Raw genomic sequence first — 17,180 nt, 5'->3', positions numbered from 1 at the left:
CAGCAGTGACAATTCGTTTCTGGAGCAAGGTAGGCCGCCACGGGCCCAGAGAGACGCCGAACGATGGCATCGAACCAATTTTCCGCTTCCGATAATCACGATACGGCTTTCTCCTAGCTAAGGTGGGTGAAATCCTCTGGCATCACTGGAGTTGCTTGAGCTAGACCGCCAAGTCTGCTCGGCAAGTGATCCGGTGAATGATCTCGGTAGTCGACACTACCGTGCTATACGGAACCAGGTGCATGATGCCTAGCGCCAGCGGCACTCCATATGAATGTTGGAGACTCGCATCGTCGATGTCGTCGCCGTGGACTACTACATCGATCGAGTACTGACCCAAGAACTCTTCAGTAATGACCAACGGTGCAGATGGTATTACCGTGTCGCAGTAGCGGCACCCCTCCACTACTGCAATACGTTCCGCCATGGTTAGGACGGGCAGTCGCTTATACAGCGCAACGTCATCGTCCCCATGCACTCCGACGATGAGCTGATCACCCATTGAGCGGGCGGTCCTCAGAAGACTGACGTGGCCCGCATGAAAGAGATCTCCAACTATGTCCGCGTATACAGTCTCCGGCATACTGGTGAGTGTAGTACGTCCACGATGGGTTCTGGCCAAGCTGATGATCCAGTCGCAGGGTATCGACCTTTGTTCGTCATCAAGATCTGGTAGTCGTCGCGAGCTTGCCGGAGCCGGACCGCCGGTGGGCGGCCAAGGCGCGTCGCTCTAGGGGCTCAAGTTGATTGAATATCTGGAGCCATTGATCCGGATGAACAAACGCAACGACCGTCTTCTCGGGTACTTCGGCACGGCTGAAGGCCCGCAGTAGGGTTCTATGAGAGTACCTAGGTCGAAGCGAGCGGAACAGACTCCCTCCCTTGCCGCCGAAACCGAGGGCCACCAAATCCTTATAATGATTCATCGCCGAGTGCACGATCAGCGGGGATGGTCGCCGTGAGCTCCAGGATGCCTGCGTCTACCTTCGGGACCGGTCGGAAGTCGTGCCTTGATATCTTACCAACGAGACGCCAATCGTGAGTCGGCCAGCTTTGGACCGTCGCAGACTCCATCGCCCATAGTCGCCTGCCCGTTTCCGCGAATTCTAGTTGTGTAATGACCACCGCCCGTTCGAGAGTCCGGGCTGCCAGTGCCCATCTCATGATTTCATTAGTACGGGAGAATGGAAGGTTTCCGGCCAAGGTGAACGGGGTAGCGGGGACACTCGAACCCAGGAAGTCACCGAGATGCACTTGAACGTTCGGCAATTGGCTGGTTGCCTTAGAGGCGGCCTTGGCGAACTCTGGATCCAGTTCGAAGGCATCGACATTGTCTGCGAAATTCGCTAGTTCGGCCGTAAGGGTGCCTCGGCCCGCTCCTACCTCGACGAGCAAGTCGCACGTATTGGTCCCTAGCGCGCCAAGATACTTCTTCACACCAGAGGAGGTCAGGAGATTCTGCGACAGTTGGCGTCGCCTGCGGTCTTTTGCGGAATATGCCATGTTTGCCATTGTACCGCAGTTACGCTGGCAACTAAAGGTTGGCCGTTGTCAACTGCCCATCCGGTGATCATTGTGACTTTCCCCCAGTCGGCTCGCGGTCCGACAGTGATGGTTGGCGGTACCCTGCGGACGTAAACGTCATGGCGGGTCCGCAGACCCGGCTTTATCCAAGAAACAGCGACTGACAGTCGCACGAGCGCCAAACGTCATTAGATCGAGCGGCAGTGAAGCTCCATCGAGTCCGCGAAGAACGGCAAGATGAAACAACGGCTATGCCTCTCCCGTCCATAGCACTGAGACGGCAACATCGGGCTGACGTAGCTGGTCTGTTCGAACGCTCGCTTCTTGTCGTAGCGCTCCTGCTTCGCCTGCCAGCGGCCGCCAATCGACCGGGAAGCTCTCTCGCTTGCCGGTCGAGCTGACCATCTCCACCACCGGATCTCGCATCTCAACAATGGCCAATCGCTCGGACCTTATGACCAGTTCCAGCACCTCGTCGTTGGCCTTCACCACCTCAATAGTGAGCGTCGGTGAGGCTTCGAGCATCCACTCACTGGAGATGTGCCGAGCTATCTGCTCAATGCCCTTGTCGCTGTACCTCCGGGCTTGGCGTTGGTCGTAGGTGTAGTCCCGTCCGAAGTCGTCAAGTCGGCCGAGGTGGCTGTCGTAGTCGCTGGCGTATCCGAGTGAGTACCCGGCTGCAGTGACGGCAAGGTCTTGGTCGAGGCTCAACAGGACGTGTTTGAGCTGGTTGTAGGCGAGGCGCGGGTCACCGGCGCCGAGGACTTCGAGGATTGCGGTGGTGTGGGCCAGGTTCCCGATTGTCACCCCGTCTCGGTGTTTGCGCATGGTGAGCAGTTCGTCGTGGACGGCCTTGTAGAGCCCGGTTCCGGTCTCGGCATCAGGGTCGTTGGGTTGGTCCCCAGCCGTTCCTGCCTTGCTCAGCTCGTCCTCGCCCGGTTGCTGGTGCCGCTCGATGGTGTCGTTGTCGGGTGTCATTTCCATGTCACGACTGCCGGTGGGTTCTTCTGTCCAATGGGTTCTGTTCACAGATTCCGATTGGAAGGACCAGAGACATGTCAGAACTTGTACCACGTTCTCGTGGGGAAGTAGTGCCCAGTGTGGGGGCCGGGATGGTGGCCAGGGACCGGAGGACGGGCCGGACGTTGACCCAGATCGAGCGTCATGCGGTGGTGCGGGCTGCTTCGGTGCAAGCCCACACTGCGGTGCAGGCGGTCAAACTCCAGGCGGTGGATCAGCTGACGCGGGAGGCCATGACCGGGCAGGCCATGTTGTCTCGTTGGGCGGCGACGTTGGCCCAGGGCGATGCCTTCATGGCTGACGATCTGCGGTTCTTTGCAGATGTTGCTCGGATGGGCAAGGGCGAGATCATCGCCTCGACCATCGAGGACCTGAACCGGGAGGGACGCCGATGATCCCCCTCCTCATCTTGGCCGTCGGGCTGCTTCTGGCCGTGGCGGTGTTGGCCTACCTGTTGGGCTTCCGGCTCGGTGGTGGTGGGTATGCGTCGGAGGCGATGCGGATTCGGGCTGAGGCCATGCGGGCCCAGCGGGAGCTGCATGGGTTGACGCGGTCGGCTTTCGTTGCCATGGCCGAAGAGGCCGAGCGTCGGGGCAACGTCCATGACGGTTTCCCGGACGTCTGAGCGGGTTCGGTCGTGTGGACCAAGTTGGTCCGCCAGGTCGTACAGGCCGCCATGGTGGTACTCATCGTGGCGGCCTATGCCCGGGCGGTGTGGGTGTTGGTGGAGCCGATGTTGCCGACTGCGACCGTGCTGGTCGTGACGGCCGGGATCGTCGGCTGGCTGCTGAGAGGCCGCCGGTAGCACCCACCAGGTAGTGGGTTGGTCCGGTCGGTGTTGTGGAATGAACAAACCTCATTGACTGCTGCGTAAGCGCAGCGTATACCAGAAGAAGGCAAGTGCTGCGTATGTGCAGCAGTCCGGCACGGCTGGTGGCTATGCCCAGCGGTGCAGTCAAACAACAACAACTGGAAGGAGGGTGCATGGGAAATGGAAAGAACAACGGACACGGAAGTGGCGGGAGTGGTCATCGGAGGGTGGGATCGAAACGTCGGACGCCACCGGATCTGCGCAAGTTGAGTCGGGCGTTCATTGCGTTGGCGCAGACCCAGGCAGAGGCTGAGGCTCAAGCCCAGGCGCTCCGCGAGCGGCGTGAGACGGCAGATACGGATGGTGCGGCGGATTCGCGTGGTGCAGATCGGAAGGCGTCGTGAACGGCGCTGAGCTGGTGGTGCTGGCAGGTGGCGCGTCGACAGTCGGAGCGGCATCGTGGATGCTGCGTCCCGGGTCGCTGGAAGACGCTGCGTTCACTCGGCTGGATTTCGGGCGAGACCTCGTTTCCTCAAGCGTGGAGGCGTTCGTGCGGTCGCTGGCCGCCGAACGGCGACAGGCTCCGCTGGTATTCGAGCTGTCCGGCCAGGCCGGGAAGGTCGAGTACCGGGTAGGGGGCCACTCCCCAGTGCTGGCGACCCTCACGGATCGGTTGGAGGCGTTCTGTCCGGCGGTGACGACCAGCCCAATGACACGGCGACTTCCCAAGGACGGTTGGGGCTGGTCGGTTCGTTTGGAGACGGCCAATCGGGCGCTAAGAACGGATCAAGGGAGGTGGCGGCCCGGTCGGTGCTCAGTGCACTTGGTCGGCTGGCCACCAAAGAATCGGTCACGGTGCAGTGGCTGGTCGGTCCTCGCCTGCCCGCGGTGGCGGTGCCGAACAGTGTCGACGAGCTTCCGTCCGGCTCAATCACCCAGCATGGCCGCCAGATCGTTGGCGGTGGTCGGCCGGTGGACGGTGAACGTCGGCGGGCGCTGCGCGACAAGGTGACACAGCCGGGTTTCCGGGCCGTCGCCCGGATTGCGGTGAGCGCTGGAAGCCGAAGCCGAGCCAAAGAACTGGCGCTGGCGGTGCTGGGAGGCCTTCGGGTGTTGGAAGGTGCCGGGGTGAAGATGACGCTGGTGCCGTGTTCCTACCGGCGAATTGTGCAGGTGCGCGAGCCGTGGGCATGGCCGCTGCGTCTCAACGTTGAGGAGCTGGCCGGGCTGCTGTGTTGGCCGTCGGGTGACGGGCCGTTTCCTGGGTTGCCCCAGGCTCGGAGCCGTCTGCTGGCAGCGTCGTCGTCAGTGGCTCGTTCGGGGCGGGTGGTGGCTGAGAGTCGGATGCCAGGTGAGCGACGGACCTTGGCGCTTTCGGCGACGGACTCGCTGTTGCACACCCACTGTTTGGGGCCGACCGGGGTCGGCAAGTCAACCCTGCTGCTCGGCCTGATCTGCCAGGACATGGCTGCCGGACGAGGCGTGGTGGTCATCGAACCCAAAGGTGACCTCATCGACGACGTGCTGGCACGAGTGCCACGGGATCGGCTGGACGATGTGGTGGTGTTGGACCCGACCGATGCTGAGCGGCCGGTGGGGTTGAACCCGCTGAGAGTTGGGGCTGCGGTGCCGGAGTTGGTGGCAGATCAGGTGCTGGCGGTGTTTCACGGTCTGTACCGGGACAACTGGGGGCCTCGCACCCAGGACATCCTGCACGCCGGGCTGCTCAGTTTGGTGGGCCGGGATGAGGCCTGTCTGCCGATGCTGCCGGTGCTGTTGACCAATGCCGCATACAGGCGTCGGGTGATCGGCGGGCTGGAGGACCGGGTGGCGCTGGGGCCGTTCTGGTCCTGGTACGACTCGATCTCCGAGGAACAACGCCAACAGGTCATCGCACCGGTGATGAACAAGCTCCGTCCGTTTCTCCTGCGGCCACGACTTCGGGCCGTGCTCGGACAGACCCGCCCGGCCTTCGCCCTGTCCGAGGTGTTCACCGAACGGAAGATCCTGCTGGTGTCCCTCGCCAAGGGGACGCTCGGCTCCGAAGCCGCCGGACTGCTCGGGTCGCTGGTGTTCAGTCAGTCTCTATGGCGGGTGCGCCATCGGGGTGAGGATGAAATGATGGGTGGGTGGCCGCTGGGGTGTGGTCGCCGTTCATTCTTGGAGCCGAGAGCCCGCAGTCAGTCTGGTGCGAGGCCCGAAGGACCGGGGAGTGTTGCTTCGAGCACGAACCCCAGATTTTGATTCGTTCCTGGTCTTCCCTCAGCGGCCGCATCACGCGGGCATGACCTGGGAGGGTGAGCATTATGAGACGGATTTCGAACCGGGTGGCCGGTTTGGATGTGCATCGGGACTCGGTGACCGCGTGTGTTGAGATATTCGACGGCGTCGAGGTGTCGGTGATCAAGGAGCGGTTCTCCACCACCGTCAAGGGGTCCGTGGGCTGGGCGAGTGGCTCGCGGATGCCGACGTTGAGTTGGTGGTGATGGAATCGACCGGTGTATTGGAAACCGGTGTTCTATGGGCTGGAGGGCCGTTTCGACGACATGTGGCTCGTCAACGCCCATCATGTGAAAACGTGCCGGGTCGGAAGACCGACATGTCCGATGCGGAGTGGCTCGCCGATGTGGCCGCACACGGGATGGTTCGGGCGTCGATGGTCCCAGAGCCCGAGATCCGGGCGTTACGGAGTTGACCCGCTACCGGAAAACCCAGATTGTTGCCCGTGGGGTCGAGATGCAGCGTCTGGAGAAGGTTCTCCAGGATGCCGGGATCAAGTTGACGTCGGTCGCATCGAAGGTGTGGTCGAAGTCGTCTCGGGCGATGATCGAGATGCTCATCTCCGGGCAAGTGGACCCCGAGGTTCTCGCCGAGCTGGCCAAGGGACGGATGCGGCCGAAGATCCCCGCGTTGGTCGAGGCGTTGGAGGGCCGCTGGGGCCGCCAACACTCCGTGGTCGCCAAAGCGATCATCGCCCACATCGATTTCCTGGATACCACGATCGACGAGCTGTCAGATGAGATTGTTGAGGCGACCCGCCCTTTTGACGAGCTGGTCCGGTTGTGGTCGACGATCCCTGGGGTGTCGACCCGGACCGCTGAGATGATGGTCGCTGAGATCGGTGCCGATATGGGCCGGTTCCCTTCTGCCAAGCATCTTGCTGCGTGGGCCAGGCTAGCGCCGGCCTCACACGAATCGGCTGGAAAGCGTCGGCCTGCCGGGACACGACAAGGCAGCCGGCATCTCCAAGGCGCCCTTGTGGAAGCCGCCCGTGCAGCGGCGAGAACCAAAGGGACGTTCCTTTCCGAGCGCTACAAGCGGATCGCTCGGCGGCGAGGACCGAACAAAGCCGCTGTCGCGATCGCTCACAGCATGCTGGTCGCCGCCTACCACATGGCCATCACCGGGGAGATCTACCGCGACCTGGGCTCCGGCTACTACGACAACCGCAAAGACCCCAAAGCCAAAGTGAACCGGCACGTCAAGGAACTCCAAGCAGCCGGATACACCGTCAACCTCACCCCCGCTGCCTGACCCAACCGGCCCCCCAAATCAGAATCTTCGGGGCTTCGCCCCGACCCCACCCTTGACGCGCCCAGACCCGAGCCAACTACACCTCATTTCACCCCAGCTGTGGCAGGCCACCCAGGCCCGCTCGGCCATTGAGGCACGTCGGCGGCACCCGGTGATGTGCTTCATCGACGAGTTCCAGGACTACCTGCACCTGCCAACCGACCTGAGCGACGTGTTGGCTCAGGCCCGCGGACTGGGACTGGGATTGACATTGGCCCACCAGCACCTGGCCCAGCTGACACCGTCGGTACGCCAAGCCGTCCTGGCCAACGCCCGCAGCCGGGTCTGTTTCCAGCTCGGATCTGACGACGCCCATGCGGTGGCCAAACCACCACACGGCTCGATGCCGAGGACTTCATGGGACTGGAGCGTTTCGAGGTCTACGCCTCGCTGGCCGCTGGCGGGCAGATCACCGACTTCGGTTCGGGGCGAACCATCGCTCCACCGGCATCGATCAGCGACCCGAGAGTGGTGCGACGCCGGAGCCGGGAACGCTACGGGCAGGACCGCCAAGCGGTTGAGGACCAGCTGGCCGACGCTGTCGGCCAGCCACCAGATAAGGGTGGGAATGGGATCGGGCAGCGCCCACGGAGGCAGTCGTGAGGTGTCCGGTCGCCCGTCCGGTCGTGTGGTCAACCCCGGGCCGGGGAACCTGTGCTGGCACCGCCAGGGTCACCCCGGAGGAGCCGACTGGTATGCACTCTGGAGGTTGTCTGTGAGTGCTCGCCGGGTCGGACCGAGAGCCCTGTCCAGACTGAGCGACGGACTCACCCAGCGGGACCGCGACATCCTGGAATCCGTCAGGCGGTTCCGGCTGCTCGGCGCACGGCAGATCGAACGGCTGCACTTCACCGGGCACGCCACGCCGCTGACCGCAGCCAGAGCAACCCGCCGGGTACTAGCCCGCCTGGCCCGTGACCGACTGCTGGTCCGCCTCGACCGACGGGTCGGCGGGGTGCGAGCTGGATCGGCCGGACATGTCTACGGAATCGGCCCTATCGGGCACCGACTGCTCGAAGGGGACAGTCGACGACGCTGGCGTGAGCCGTCGGCCGGGTTCGTTGACCACACCCTGGCAATCGCCCAGCTGGTCGTCGACGCCCGAATCGCCGAGACGGCCGGAACCCTGGAGTTGGTCGACCACCAGACCGAGCCGGACTGCTGGCGCAGCTTCCAGCGAGGACTGGGCGGTGTCGAGACACTCAAACCCGACCTGTACATGGTGACAGCCACCAGCCAGTCGGAGCTGTTGTGGTTCATCGAGGTCGACCTGGGCACCGAATCCGGTAGCGGATCGGGCGGAAGTGCCGGACCTACCACGACTACTGGACCACCGGTACCGAACAACACCATACCGGCGTGTTCCCCAAGGTGCTGTGGATCACCCCCAGCGAACGACGGCGGGAGTTCTTGGAGCGGACCATCGCCGGGCTGCGGACGGTCGAGCGGGAGCTGTTTGTCGTCACCACCACCGACAAGGCGGTGGAGGTGTTGTCCGGAGGTAAGCCGTGAGGCTGCCCAGGAACCAGATCATCGAGGGCGACGTCCGCCACGTGCTGCCCACCCTGCCGGAATCGTCGGTCGACTGTGTCATCACCAGCCCGCCCTACTTCGCGCTGCGCAACTACGGCACCGACGACCAGATTGGGCTGGAAGCCTCAGTTGAACGCTGGGTCGAGCAGCTCGTTGACGTAGTCGAGGCCAGCGGGCGGCTACTCAAGCCGACCGGGAGTCTGTGGCTCAACCTTGGCGACAGCTACAGCCGACATGAATCGGTCGGAGCACCCGCCAAGAGCCTGCTGCTCGGACCGGAACGAATCGCCCTGGAGCTCACCAAGCGGGGGTGGACCGTCCGCAACAAGATCGTCTGGGCCAAAACAAACCCGATGCCCTCCTCGGTGAAGGACCGGCTCAGCTGCACCTGGGAGAGCATCTACCTACTCACCCACAGCCGGCACTACTACTTCGACCTCGACGCCATCCGAATCCCCCACCGCACCACTCGAACAGCCGGCAGCACGGCGGACAGATCAGGTGGAGAAACCACGGGAACGGCTTCGCTGTCCAAACCGGACTGGGCCGGGCCGCTGGCCGGGAACCAATCCGGGCTGAAAGCCGCCAAGGCAGCCGGGAGGGCCGGACACCCGCTCGGCAAGAACCCCGGGGACGTCTGGCACCTGGCCACCTCCAACTTCCGAGGCGCCCACTTCGCCACCTTCCCCGAACAGCTCGTCACCAGACCGCTGCTGGCCAGCTGCCCCGAACGGGTCTGCACCAACTGCGACAAGCCGTGGCGACGTGGCACCCACCGCCTGGTAGGGCACCTGGCAGTGGCTGGGGAGCTGGAACCGGGCTGTGACTGCGGCGGCGAGCATCGGCCCGGCATCGTGCTCGATCCATTCCTCGGAGCCGGAACCGTGGCAGTCGCCGCCCGGCGGCACGGTCGGGACTGGCTCGGCATCGAACTCAACCCTGGCTACGCCGAGCTGGCACGGACACGAATCGAGAAGCAGCGACAACAGCCGCCCGCAAAGGCGGCCTGAACAACAACCACGAATACGCAAAGGAGACAACGAAATGGAGAACCAACCACGACAACCACACGAAGATGACCAACAACACGGCCAGCGCCGACATCCGGACGGGGCTATGGGCCTCGGGGACGGGCAGGAGCAGGACCGAACCGACCAACGAGCCGAAGGATCGGACTGGCCGACACCCAAGATCTACGCGGCGTCACTGTCCGACTACAACGCCGGAGTGCTGCACGGAGCCTGGATCCGGGCCGACCAAGACGAAGACGAGATCGAGGAGGCCATCACGGCCATGCTGGAACGATCTAGCCAACCCGGAGCCGAAGAGTGGGCCATCCACGACTACGAAGGCTTCGGCGGCATCCACCTGTCCGAATACGAACAGACCGACACCATCGCTCGAATCGGAGCAGGGCTGGCCAAACACGGACCGGCCTTCGCCCACTGGGTGGGCTGTGTTGGCACCGGTGAGCAGGAGCTGGACGAATTCGACCAGCACTACCTCGGGCGCTGGGACTCGATGGAGGACTACGCCGAGCAGCTACTCGATGACCTCGGAGTCGATACCGAGGGGCTGGGGCCGGAGATGCTGCGGCCGTACATACGGCTCGATATCGAAGCGTTCGCCCGAGACCTCGCCTGTGAGCTGCAGGTTGGCCAAGATGGGGACGGTGTGCATGTGTTCGACTGCGACTACTGAACTTTGATTGATCGCTTCCGGAACCGACCCCGAACCACACTGCCCTATTCTGGTGGCATGGGCGAACGAAAGCTGACCGAGCCATTCCGGGAGTCGGGCGACTGGTACCTGCCGAACAACAAGGAGAACTCCCTGTCGGGGGAACTCATCTATGAGCCGGGCGAGTCGCTGAGGCTAGAGCTCGTCGGCAGGTTCCGCCGCGACCCAAACGAAGCTTTCAATCTGGAGTCTGTACCCACGATCCTGGGCGAGCTATCCAACCAGTACGTAACTCTTTACCAATGCGAGCGCACTAACCTTTCAGTTAACATTCCCGGCAAGGGCCGTTCCGTCTTCCAGCCTAGGTTCGCCCTCTTTGGAGCACACGACAAATCACTCGAACAGCCCGACGTCAGCTGCCTCATTGTACGGATACCGGAGTTGGAAGAGTGGCTTCTGCGCTGCGGTCTGTCAGGTCTCGCGGCCAGCATGCACACAACAGAGACAGGTAGTGACGAATTCGGCGGCGCCATGTTCAAATATGAGCCACGCAACAACACGGCCATCCAAATCAACGGAACACTATTGGAGTTGGTTCCCGGAGTTAAGGTGTCAGGAATAGGCCCAAGTACTGTTGGCTTTGCCAGCCTCCAGGAGCAGGTCCAGCTTCGATTCGTGTTTGCCGAGGAGATTCCCTTCACTGAGGCGCTCGACCGCTACCTTTCGCCGCTCGTCGACTTCAGCAACCTCGTAACTGGCAGCAGTAGCAGGAGTACCAGTATCAGCATCAAAGAAGATCTCGATATTGGTCAAGGCAGAACGATCCCTCAAACTTTCCCGGTCGTATTCAACAACGGTTGGTTAGGCGAGCCGTCTGATCTTGGCACGACCTCGAGGATCGACCAGTATCTCGTGGATCCTCACGGTCTGAGCCAAGAACAGCTCATAGAGCTTGTCCAGAGCTGGTTCGCGAGTTATCAACAGTACGAGCGTTCGATGCACCTTACCTTCGGCATCGAACGAGCGCCCACAGGGACCTACGCAGAAGTCCGTTTCGTGACGCTATGCCACGCAGCGGAGGCTCTGCACCGCGATTCCGAGCTCTCTCAATTCAATTACACCGAGGCAGAATACAAGCAGCTCAGGGATGAAGCAATCACGCATGTGCAGGACGAGGATCTCAAGGCGTTCATGAAGGGCCAACTGAGGTTCGCAAGGGACGTCACACTCCGGCAGCGCATGTTCGCGCTGCGCGAGGCTGCCGTCGGGAGCGACTCTGAATTGTTCCCAGATCGCGTACTTGGAGCGATAGTCAAGACGCGGAACACTGTCACCCATGGGCGCAGCAAAGACGTCCGGACCAAGGTTGACACCTTTGATATGTATTACTTTTCTGAATATCTGTCGTGGCTGATTAGAGGCGTGATACTACGAAACCTTGGATGGCAACACGGCGAAATTGTAGCTCTTCTAGCATCAGATTCAAGAGTCGGTCGGCTTAACGAACGACTAGCCGCAGGAGAAATCTCATGCCTTGAAGCGGAAGCGTCCGATTCGGACGGGATTTGAGGACCATACTCGCTGCCTGCTTCGACTGATCCACGAATCGCAGCTCTATATAGCGAATCCACGTCGCGACGATCGACTCTTCAACTTCCGGTTCCAGGCGCGTCCTGATGCCTATTCTACTCGGGCGGGTCCGAACTAGGCAGATCGAACAGACCGGTCTGAGTACTAAGTGCGTCCACGGCTGTCTCCCAGCCCAGAGTCCCGGCTTCTACCATCTGAACAACCTGAAACAGGTCTCGGGTGTCAATGACGAGACCACCGTCCTCGGCAAATAGTTCAAGGTCCTCCGGCGCGCTCTCGAAGGCCTTCGGTCGCGAAGCTGGAGGTTCGTTGATGAGATGATTGACGATCAGCCATCTCCTGCTTGGCGACACCGTGGTCTCGCGTTCGTACCTGGCTGCGAATCGTGCAAGCCGCTGGAAGTCGCTTGTCTTGGCCCCTCCCTTGTAGCCGCGCACCTCGACGAGAGCAATCCACTCTTCACGATTGGGCTCACGGATCTGAAGATCCTCCAGCTTCTGACCTCGTTCAGAGTCCAGGTCACGGTCTGCGTCGATAACGTCGAAGCCAAGGTCCCGGATGGCTTGGGCGGCAGCATCGACCAGTTCCGTACCTTGGTTGGTCAGCATCCGCCTCGGACCGCTATCGGCGGCCAGGTTGACGCGGTGGAGTTCGGCGGAGAGCGACTTAATCTGCTCGTCGAATTCGGATACAGCTGCGCGCTTGTCGTTCTGGATCCGTCCTATCCGCTGCCTCACGTAGCGCTCCTCAGCGGTAGACCACTCATCGTCGCTCGACCAATCCAGCTCCTGAGGAAATCGCTCAGGTGATCGTTGACGCCATCTGGGTATTAGTGTGTTCAACCATCGGGCCAAGTTCGGCACGTATGACGGCAACAGGAGTGCCTCACTTCCACCCGAACTAGGAACGACTGCTGCGAGTGCTTTCCGCCCAACACCATCGTTGTAGATGCCCAACCCCTGGTAGCCCTCCGCCGATTCCCATGTTGGTGCCTGATCCGCTGCAAGGAAGAACGCCTCCTTGTGCTCTGACCGCACCATCTCGTCATGAAGCTCCGAAGTGAGCTCAACAAGATCCGGCAACTTCATGGGCGGTGGAGGCTTGCACTCGGCGACGACCACGTCACGGCACCAGTTGAGTCTTACGGCGCCCGGGAACTGTTCCTCTTCGAGGAGGCGAACTCCCGCGTAGAAGATGTACGGCATCTCTTCGATGCCGCCACCCGGGGACGCTACATACACCTGGACTGCATCACCGCAGTCGTCTTCGAGGAAGACATCACGCATGAAGCGTTCTGAACCGTCGTCTTGGCCGACCAGGTTTGACTGAGTCGAAACGATAATGTCGTACTCTATGCAGCTAAACTCAGAAGAGTGATTGAAGAAGTCCACCGTTGGAGCGACATCAGTCAGCCCATCAAAGATTGGCAGAAGGCTATCGCGGGCGATTACGGCAACTCTTGGCCGCGGCTGTGCCCCCAGGATCGTCTCGTTTGCCATCTGCGCAACATATCAGCGAGGTGTACCTGAACGTGCCGGGATTATGGCGCTGTCAAGCGTCCACACAAACGCCACTCCCGATCTCGGGAAGATCCAGCCATCGAGGTCGACTCGGATGGTGTCGGTGTGTGTCTTGGCTGGGGCTCGTTCGATGCGAGTGGGTCGGATAGATGGGACGAGGTCGAGTGTGCTGACGTTGGCGATGCCGCAGCCCGAGTAGTCGAACTGGAGGTTGAGGTTCCTGGTGGGCTGCTCGATTGAGAAGAAGAGCATGTTGGCGTTGGAAGCGATGGTGGTGCGGTAGGTGTAGGAGATGGTGACGGGTTCGGCGGCCCGCATAGCGTCATCACCGACGGCCACGGAGTACGTCTGACCGTGCTTCCGTGCGGAGCGGCGAATCGGTCGCTGGTCGCCGTCAACGGTGAAGGCCAGCAGCTCGAATGCTTCGGTGGTTGCAGCGTCGACGTTGCTACTGGGGCCGATGTACCAGCCCGTGGTGCCGTCGTTGGAGTTGGCGAGTTCGTCGTATTCGGCTCGGTCCGCTGTGCAGACGAAGCGGCGCTGTTGGTGTCCAGGGATGGTGGTGTACTCCCAACGGACGGTGACGGAGAACAGGTTCGGGCTACTTGAGCTGGTGGGACGTCGTTTGGACGTCCCACTCCCCATGGGGAGTGGTGCCAGTTGGATGGACAAGTTGGCGTCATGCCAGCGCTCAGCGGCTCGGATGGCTTGGTCACGGATGTCGGTGTAGATCTCGTGAGCGAACTCGGCGCTGTTGAGGCGGAGCGCCAGGCTGTTGGAGATTATGCCGTCGAGCAATTCAGGGGTGGCGACGCGTTTGAGGTCGTCGTGGTTGGCGGCGAAGGCCTGGAGGACGGCGTCGCGCATGACGGGAGCCTGTTCGGTGAGGATGGAACGGAGGCGATGTTCTTCGAGTTGGTTCTGTTCTCGGCTGAGGTAGGCGTCGAGCCAGACCGAGAGGATGCCTGCGCCGACCAGGATGCCACCGAGTTCGGTGAGTGGGAGCAAGCCGTACCAGGCGGTTGCGTCTTGGATGCGATGGCCGAGGGCGATGAGAGCTGCTCCAGCTACGACCAGCAGGACCACGCTGAGGAGGGTCTTGGTCTTTCGTAGTTGGGAGATGGTTTCATTCATGTGTATATGAAACCATTGTAGCAAATTGTTTGTACGCAAAGAAGAGGCACCTGTGTCACTCGCTTGAGCGCTTTGGGTGCCTCTTCTTGGATGTCGAGAGCGGCTCAGGGCTACTCAAGGACATCTCGTTGTGCGGCGTATCAGCCGCTGCCTCCTCCAACCATGGTGCTCACCTCCTCTCGGTTCGGTGGCTCGTCAGCCGAGCCGTTGGCGATCTCGACGGCAATGCCCTTCAGCGCCGCCACCAGTCCTGGTCCCACATGCGGGCTCCTTCGTGTCGAACAACACGAGTGACCTTATCAGTAGGCTATGGGCTTGGCGGGTGGTGTCGGCTGAGATCGGCCGTCGTGGCCCGAGACCGAACCAGAGACCGTGCAGTTGCTGAGGCGTTCGGTGCTCGGGTGCGAGAGCTGCGGCTGGAGCGGGGCATGACGCAGGAAGGCTTGGCGGAGGCGGCCGAGGTGCATGCGACGTTCGTGTCGAACTTGGAGCGTGGGTATCGGGTGCCGTCGCTTCCGACGGTGCTGCGGGTGGCGGCGGGGTTGGGCGTCAGCGCGGGCAGGCTTGTCGACGGGATCGAAGCCTGAGCTGACCTGGCAGAGCATCCTGAGATTGCCTGTTGCGCTGGGAGGGAATCAGCGCCATCCTCACCCGCCGTCACCTCCAGCGGAAAGGCCCAGGGCTCCAGGATGTTCGAGGTTCGTCGTCGCAGAGATTTGGTCCGAGAGCTGGCTTCGCTGCGCCGTGAGCTTGCCGAGTTGAAGGCAGGCCTGGCGGACCAGGTCACCACTCAGCAGCTGGTAGTAACCGACGGGGACGGCGTGGAACGTGTGGCGGTCCGGGCCGATGAGACAACCGGGTCGGTGCTGGTTCGGGTGGATTCGGCCGCTGGTGAGACGACTGGCGTGGAGCTGTACGCGGTGGAGCCAATTGACGATGGTGGTACCGCAGATGTTGGGGCCGCTGTGTATCGGGCGGGCGAGGTGGCGGGCTCGTGGCCAAAAGGCTAACCGGAGGCCGCTGGTGCTCGGGACTGGGTGTCACTTCGTTGTCACGACGGGAGCGCCCGGAAGTGTTCAAATGCGCCCCAACCAAAACCATCAAATATGAAGATGGTGGTTGGTGTTGTCAATTCTACTGCTGCGCGTACGCAGTCGTTCGTGGTAGAATATATGGGAAAGGAAATGACATATGGATGAGGAACAAGCCAAACGACTGGGAGCATTTCTTCGGGCGAGGCGGGAGGAGCTGGGCTGGTCATCGAGGCGGCTGGCGGCGGAGTGTGAGATGAACGACGCCACCATTGTGCGGATCGAGAACGGACAGTTCGCTGCACCCAAGCCGGACAAGTTGTCACGGATCACCGAGGCGTTGGGGCTGAGCCTGTCGGATGTGTTCGCCCTGGCCGACTACGCCGCCCCAAGCGATCTGCCGCACTTCATGCCGTATCTGCGGACCAAGTACCGGGATCTGCCCAGCACTGCGGTCGAGGAGATCGAACGCTACGCAGCCCGGCTGGCCAAACGACATGGTGTGGCCCTTGCTGGCCCGGCACCAGGAGAAGACGAATCCGACGAACACGAGGAGCCATACGAAACGAAAGGGGGAACATCATGAACCATCAGCGGACACCAACCAGGAGCGCGCTTGCCGGACTGCGAGCCGTCATCCCCACCAGAGCGATGCACCAAGGCGAAGCGCTGCGAGTGGCTGAGCTGCAAGCCAACCGGCTGCGCCAGCACTTCGACATCGACTGCCCGACACTTCCCAGCGACGTCATCTTTGAGATGCCCCGCATTGCGGTCCGGGTGGACGACGAGCTGCCAGCCAGCGGCACGACACACTGGGACGGACGGCGCTGGATCATCACGCTCAACGGATCGGAATCGCCGCTGCGACGCCGGTTCAGCTTGTTTCACGAGTTCAAACACATCATCGACCACCACGCCCGCATCAATCTGTACGGACCAGACGGCGACCGGGCGGCGGGACGGCGGGCCGAACAAGCAGCCGACTACTTCGCTGCCTGCGCGCTGATGCCCAAACGGTGGGTCAAACGACTCTGGGGTGAAGGCACCCAGTCCATTCCGGCCCTGGCCGACTCCTTCGAGGTGTCCACCGCTGCCATGCGGTTCCGGCTTGATCAGCTCGGCGTTCGGGAGCCCACCCCACGCTGCGGCGGGGTGACCAGCTACCAACGATTCAAGGTGTATCGACCTTTGGAGGTGGCGGCGTGAGCGCTGCGACAACAACCAATCAACCCGACGATGGGGCCCGCGCGCGGGCCCTTATATATCTCCGGGTGTCGACAAAGGACCAGGCCGAAGCTGGACGGGACGTGGAGGGCTACTCCATCCCCGCCCAGCGCGAGGCCTGCCGTCGGCGAGCCGAAACGTTGGACGCCGACGTGGCAGACGAGTTCGTTGACCGAGGCGAGTCAGCCCGAAGCTCAGACCGACCAGAACTGCAACGGATGCTGACCCACGTGTCGGATCACTCCATTGACTACCTGATCGTCCACAAAGTCGACCGGCTGGCCCGCAACCGATCCGACGACGTCACCATCCACATGGCGCTCCAAGCTGCCGGGGTGCGGCTGGTGTCGTGTTCGGAGAACATCGACGAGACACCATCGGGCATGTTGCTGCACGGCATCATGAGCTCGATCGCCGAATTCTACTCACGGAACCTGGCGAGCGAGGTCATCAAGGGATCGGTCCAGAAAGCCAAAGCTGGTGGGACGATCAGCAAGGCACCCTGTGGCTATGTGAATGTCCGGAAGGTGGTCAACGGCC

General features: G+C 62.0%; 21 protein-coding genes and 1 pseudogene. 16 read left to right on the top strand and 6 right to left on the bottom strand.

Features of this window, described 5'->3' with window-relative positions; all coding sequences use genetic code 11:
- Positions 1-160: 160 nt before the first annotated feature.
- The 3 genes from IPN02_07635 to IPN02_07625 all read right to left on the bottom strand — a co-directional run bounded on the left by IPN02_07635 (position 161) and on the right by IPN02_07625 (position 2,598).
- Entirely contained in the window at positions 161-583 is a 423-nt protein-coding gene (locus tag IPN02_07635) for an adenylyltransferase/cytidyltransferase family protein (protein ID MBK9296700.1), read from the bottom strand.
- Positions 584-912: 329 nt separating this feature from the next.
- Complete coding sequence (locus tag IPN02_07630; protein ID MBK9296699.1) at positions 913-1,503, bottom strand: rRNA adenine N(6)-methyltransferase family protein; 591 nt, start codon at positions 1,501-1,503, stop codon at positions 913-915.
- A 270-nt stretch (positions 1,504-1,773) separates the two neighbouring features.
- Entirely contained in the window at positions 1,774-2,598 is an 825-nt protein-coding gene (locus IPN02_07625) for a hypothetical protein (protein MBK9296698.1), read from the bottom strand.
- A gap of 71 nt (positions 2,599-2,669) precedes the next feature.
- Here IPN02_07625 and IPN02_07620 point away from each other — a divergent pair, with 71 nt between their 5' ends.
- The 7 genes from IPN02_07620 to IPN02_07590 all read left to right on the top strand — a co-directional run bounded on the left by IPN02_07620 (position 2,670) and on the right by IPN02_07590 (position 7,531).
- On the top strand, positions 2,670-2,939 hold the full coding sequence (locus IPN02_07620; GenBank protein MBK9296697.1) for a hypothetical protein: 270 nt from the start codon (positions 2,670-2,672) through the stop codon (positions 2,937-2,939).
- Positions 2,936-3,169 (top strand): hypothetical protein, encoded by a 234-nt coding sequence (locus tag IPN02_07615; protein MBK9296696.1) that lies wholly within the window; start codon positions 2,936-2,938, stop codon positions 3,167-3,169. Before IPN02_07620 ends, IPN02_07615 begins: the two co-directional genes overlap by 4 nt.
- 12 nt (positions 3,170-3,181) lie before the next feature.
- Positions 3,182-3,349 (top strand): hypothetical protein, encoded by a 168-nt coding sequence (locus IPN02_07610; protein ID MBK9296695.1) that lies wholly within the window; start codon positions 3,182-3,184, stop codon positions 3,347-3,349.
- An 816-nt stretch (positions 3,350-4,165) separates the two neighbouring features.
- Positions 4,166-5,599 carry a type IV secretion system DNA-binding domain-containing protein gene (locus tag IPN02_07605; protein MBK9296694.1) on the top strand — a complete coding sequence of 478 codons (1,434 nt, stop codon included), beginning with the start codon at positions 4,166-4,168 and terminating at the stop codon, positions 5,597-5,599.
- A 62-nt stretch (positions 5,600-5,661) separates the two neighbouring features.
- The gene (locus IPN02_07600) at positions 5,662-5,841 is read left to right on the top strand and encodes a hypothetical protein (GenBank protein MBK9296693.1); all 180 of its coding nucleotides are present in this window, start codon (positions 5,662-5,664) and stop codon (positions 5,839-5,841) included.
- Positions 5,842-6,091: 250 nt separating this feature from the next.
- A complete protein-coding gene (locus IPN02_07595; protein MBK9296692.1) occupies positions 6,092-6,889 on the top strand; it encodes an IS110 family transposase in 798 nt (265 codons plus the stop codon).
- Between the two features lie 396 nt (positions 6,890-7,285).
- Positions 7,286-7,531 carry a hypothetical protein gene (locus IPN02_07590; GenBank protein MBK9296691.1) on the top strand — a complete coding sequence of 82 codons (246 nt, stop codon included), beginning with the start codon at positions 7,286-7,288 and terminating at the stop codon, positions 7,529-7,531.
- Positions 7,532-7,826: 295 nt separating this feature from the next.
- Here IPN02_07590 and IPN02_07585 read toward each other — a convergent pair whose 3' ends face one another.
- The gene (locus tag IPN02_07585; GenBank protein MBK9296690.1) at positions 7,827-8,072 is read right to left on the bottom strand and encodes a hypothetical protein; all 246 of its coding nucleotides are present in this window, start codon (positions 8,070-8,072) and stop codon (positions 7,827-7,829) included.
- A gap of 215 nt (positions 8,073-8,287) precedes the next feature.
- On the opposite strand from IPN02_07585, the gene IPN02_07580 reads away from it, so the two are divergent.
- From IPN02_07580 to IPN02_07565, 4 genes are all read left to right on the top strand, one after another.
- Positions 8,288-8,440, top strand: a complete 153-nt coding sequence (locus IPN02_07580) for a hypothetical protein (GenBank protein MBK9296689.1) — start codon at positions 8,288-8,290, stop codon at positions 8,438-8,440.
- Positions 8,437-9,471 carry a site-specific DNA-methyltransferase gene (locus IPN02_07575; GenBank protein MBK9296688.1) on the top strand — a complete coding sequence of 345 codons (1,035 nt, stop codon included), beginning with the start codon at positions 8,437-8,439 and terminating at the stop codon, positions 9,469-9,471. Before IPN02_07580 ends, IPN02_07575 begins: the two co-directional genes overlap by 4 nt.
- 106 nt (positions 9,472-9,577) lie before the next feature.
- Positions 9,578-10,162: an antirestriction protein ArdA gene (locus IPN02_07570; GenBank protein MBK9296687.1), complete on the top strand. Its 585-nt coding sequence runs from the start codon at positions 9,578-9,580 to the stop codon at positions 10,160-10,162.
- Between the two features lie 57 nt (positions 10,163-10,219).
- Positions 10,220-11,710: a hypothetical protein gene (locus IPN02_07565; GenBank protein MBK9296686.1), complete on the top strand. Its 1,491-nt coding sequence runs from the start codon at positions 10,220-10,222 to the stop codon at positions 11,708-11,710.
- Between the two features lie 116 nt (positions 11,711-11,826).
- On the opposite strand, the gene IPN02_07560 is transcribed toward IPN02_07565, so the two are convergent.
- Both IPN02_07560 and IPN02_07555 read right to left on the bottom strand, forming a co-directional pair.
- Positions 11,827-13,230, bottom strand: coding sequence for a hypothetical protein (locus tag IPN02_07560; GenBank protein MBK9296685.1), 1,404 nt, complete (start codon positions 13,228-13,230; stop codon positions 11,827-11,829).
- A 12-nt stretch (positions 13,231-13,242) separates the two neighbouring features.
- Positions 13,243-14,385, bottom strand: coding sequence for a hypothetical protein (locus tag IPN02_07555; protein MBK9296684.1), 1,143 nt, complete (start codon positions 14,383-14,385; stop codon positions 13,243-13,245).
- Between the two features lie 260 nt (positions 14,386-14,645).
- Between IPN02_07555 and IPN02_07550 the strand changes: the two genes are divergently transcribed.
- The 5 genes and pseudogenes from IPN02_07550 (at position 14,646) to IPN02_07530 (ending at position 17,125) form a co-directional block, all read left to right on the top strand.
- Entirely contained in the window at positions 14,646-14,972 is a 327-nt protein-coding gene (locus tag IPN02_07550) for a helix-turn-helix transcriptional regulator (GenBank protein ID MBK9296683.1), read from the top strand.
- A gap of 102 nt (positions 14,973-15,074) precedes the next feature.
- Complete coding sequence (locus tag IPN02_07545) at positions 15,075-15,395, top strand: hypothetical protein (GenBank protein ID MBK9296682.1); 321 nt, start codon at positions 15,075-15,077, stop codon at positions 15,393-15,395.
- A 181-nt stretch (positions 15,396-15,576) separates the two neighbouring features.
- Positions 15,577-16,002 (top strand): helix-turn-helix domain-containing protein, encoded by a 426-nt coding sequence (locus IPN02_07540; protein MBK9296681.1) that lies wholly within the window; start codon positions 15,577-15,579, stop codon positions 16,000-16,002.
- A gap of 89 nt (positions 16,003-16,091) precedes the next feature.
- A complete protein-coding gene (locus tag IPN02_07535) occupies positions 16,092-16,622 on the top strand; it encodes an ImmA/IrrE family metallo-endopeptidase (GenBank protein MBK9296680.1) in 531 nt (176 codons plus the stop codon).
- Positions 16,559-17,125 (top strand): annotated as a pseudogene (locus IPN02_07530) (recombinase family protein). Before IPN02_07535 ends, IPN02_07530 begins: the two are co-directional and overlap by 64 nt.
- Positions 17,126-17,180: the final 55 nt, after the last annotated feature.

This window comes from Candidatus Microthrix subdominans (genome assembly GCA_016719385.1).
Classification (GTDB): Bacteria; Actinomycetota; Acidimicrobiia; order Acidimicrobiales; family Microtrichaceae; genus Microthrix; species Microthrix subdominans.
Note: the sequence above shows the minus strand (reverse complement) of the source record. Positions and strands in the feature narration are given on the sequence as shown.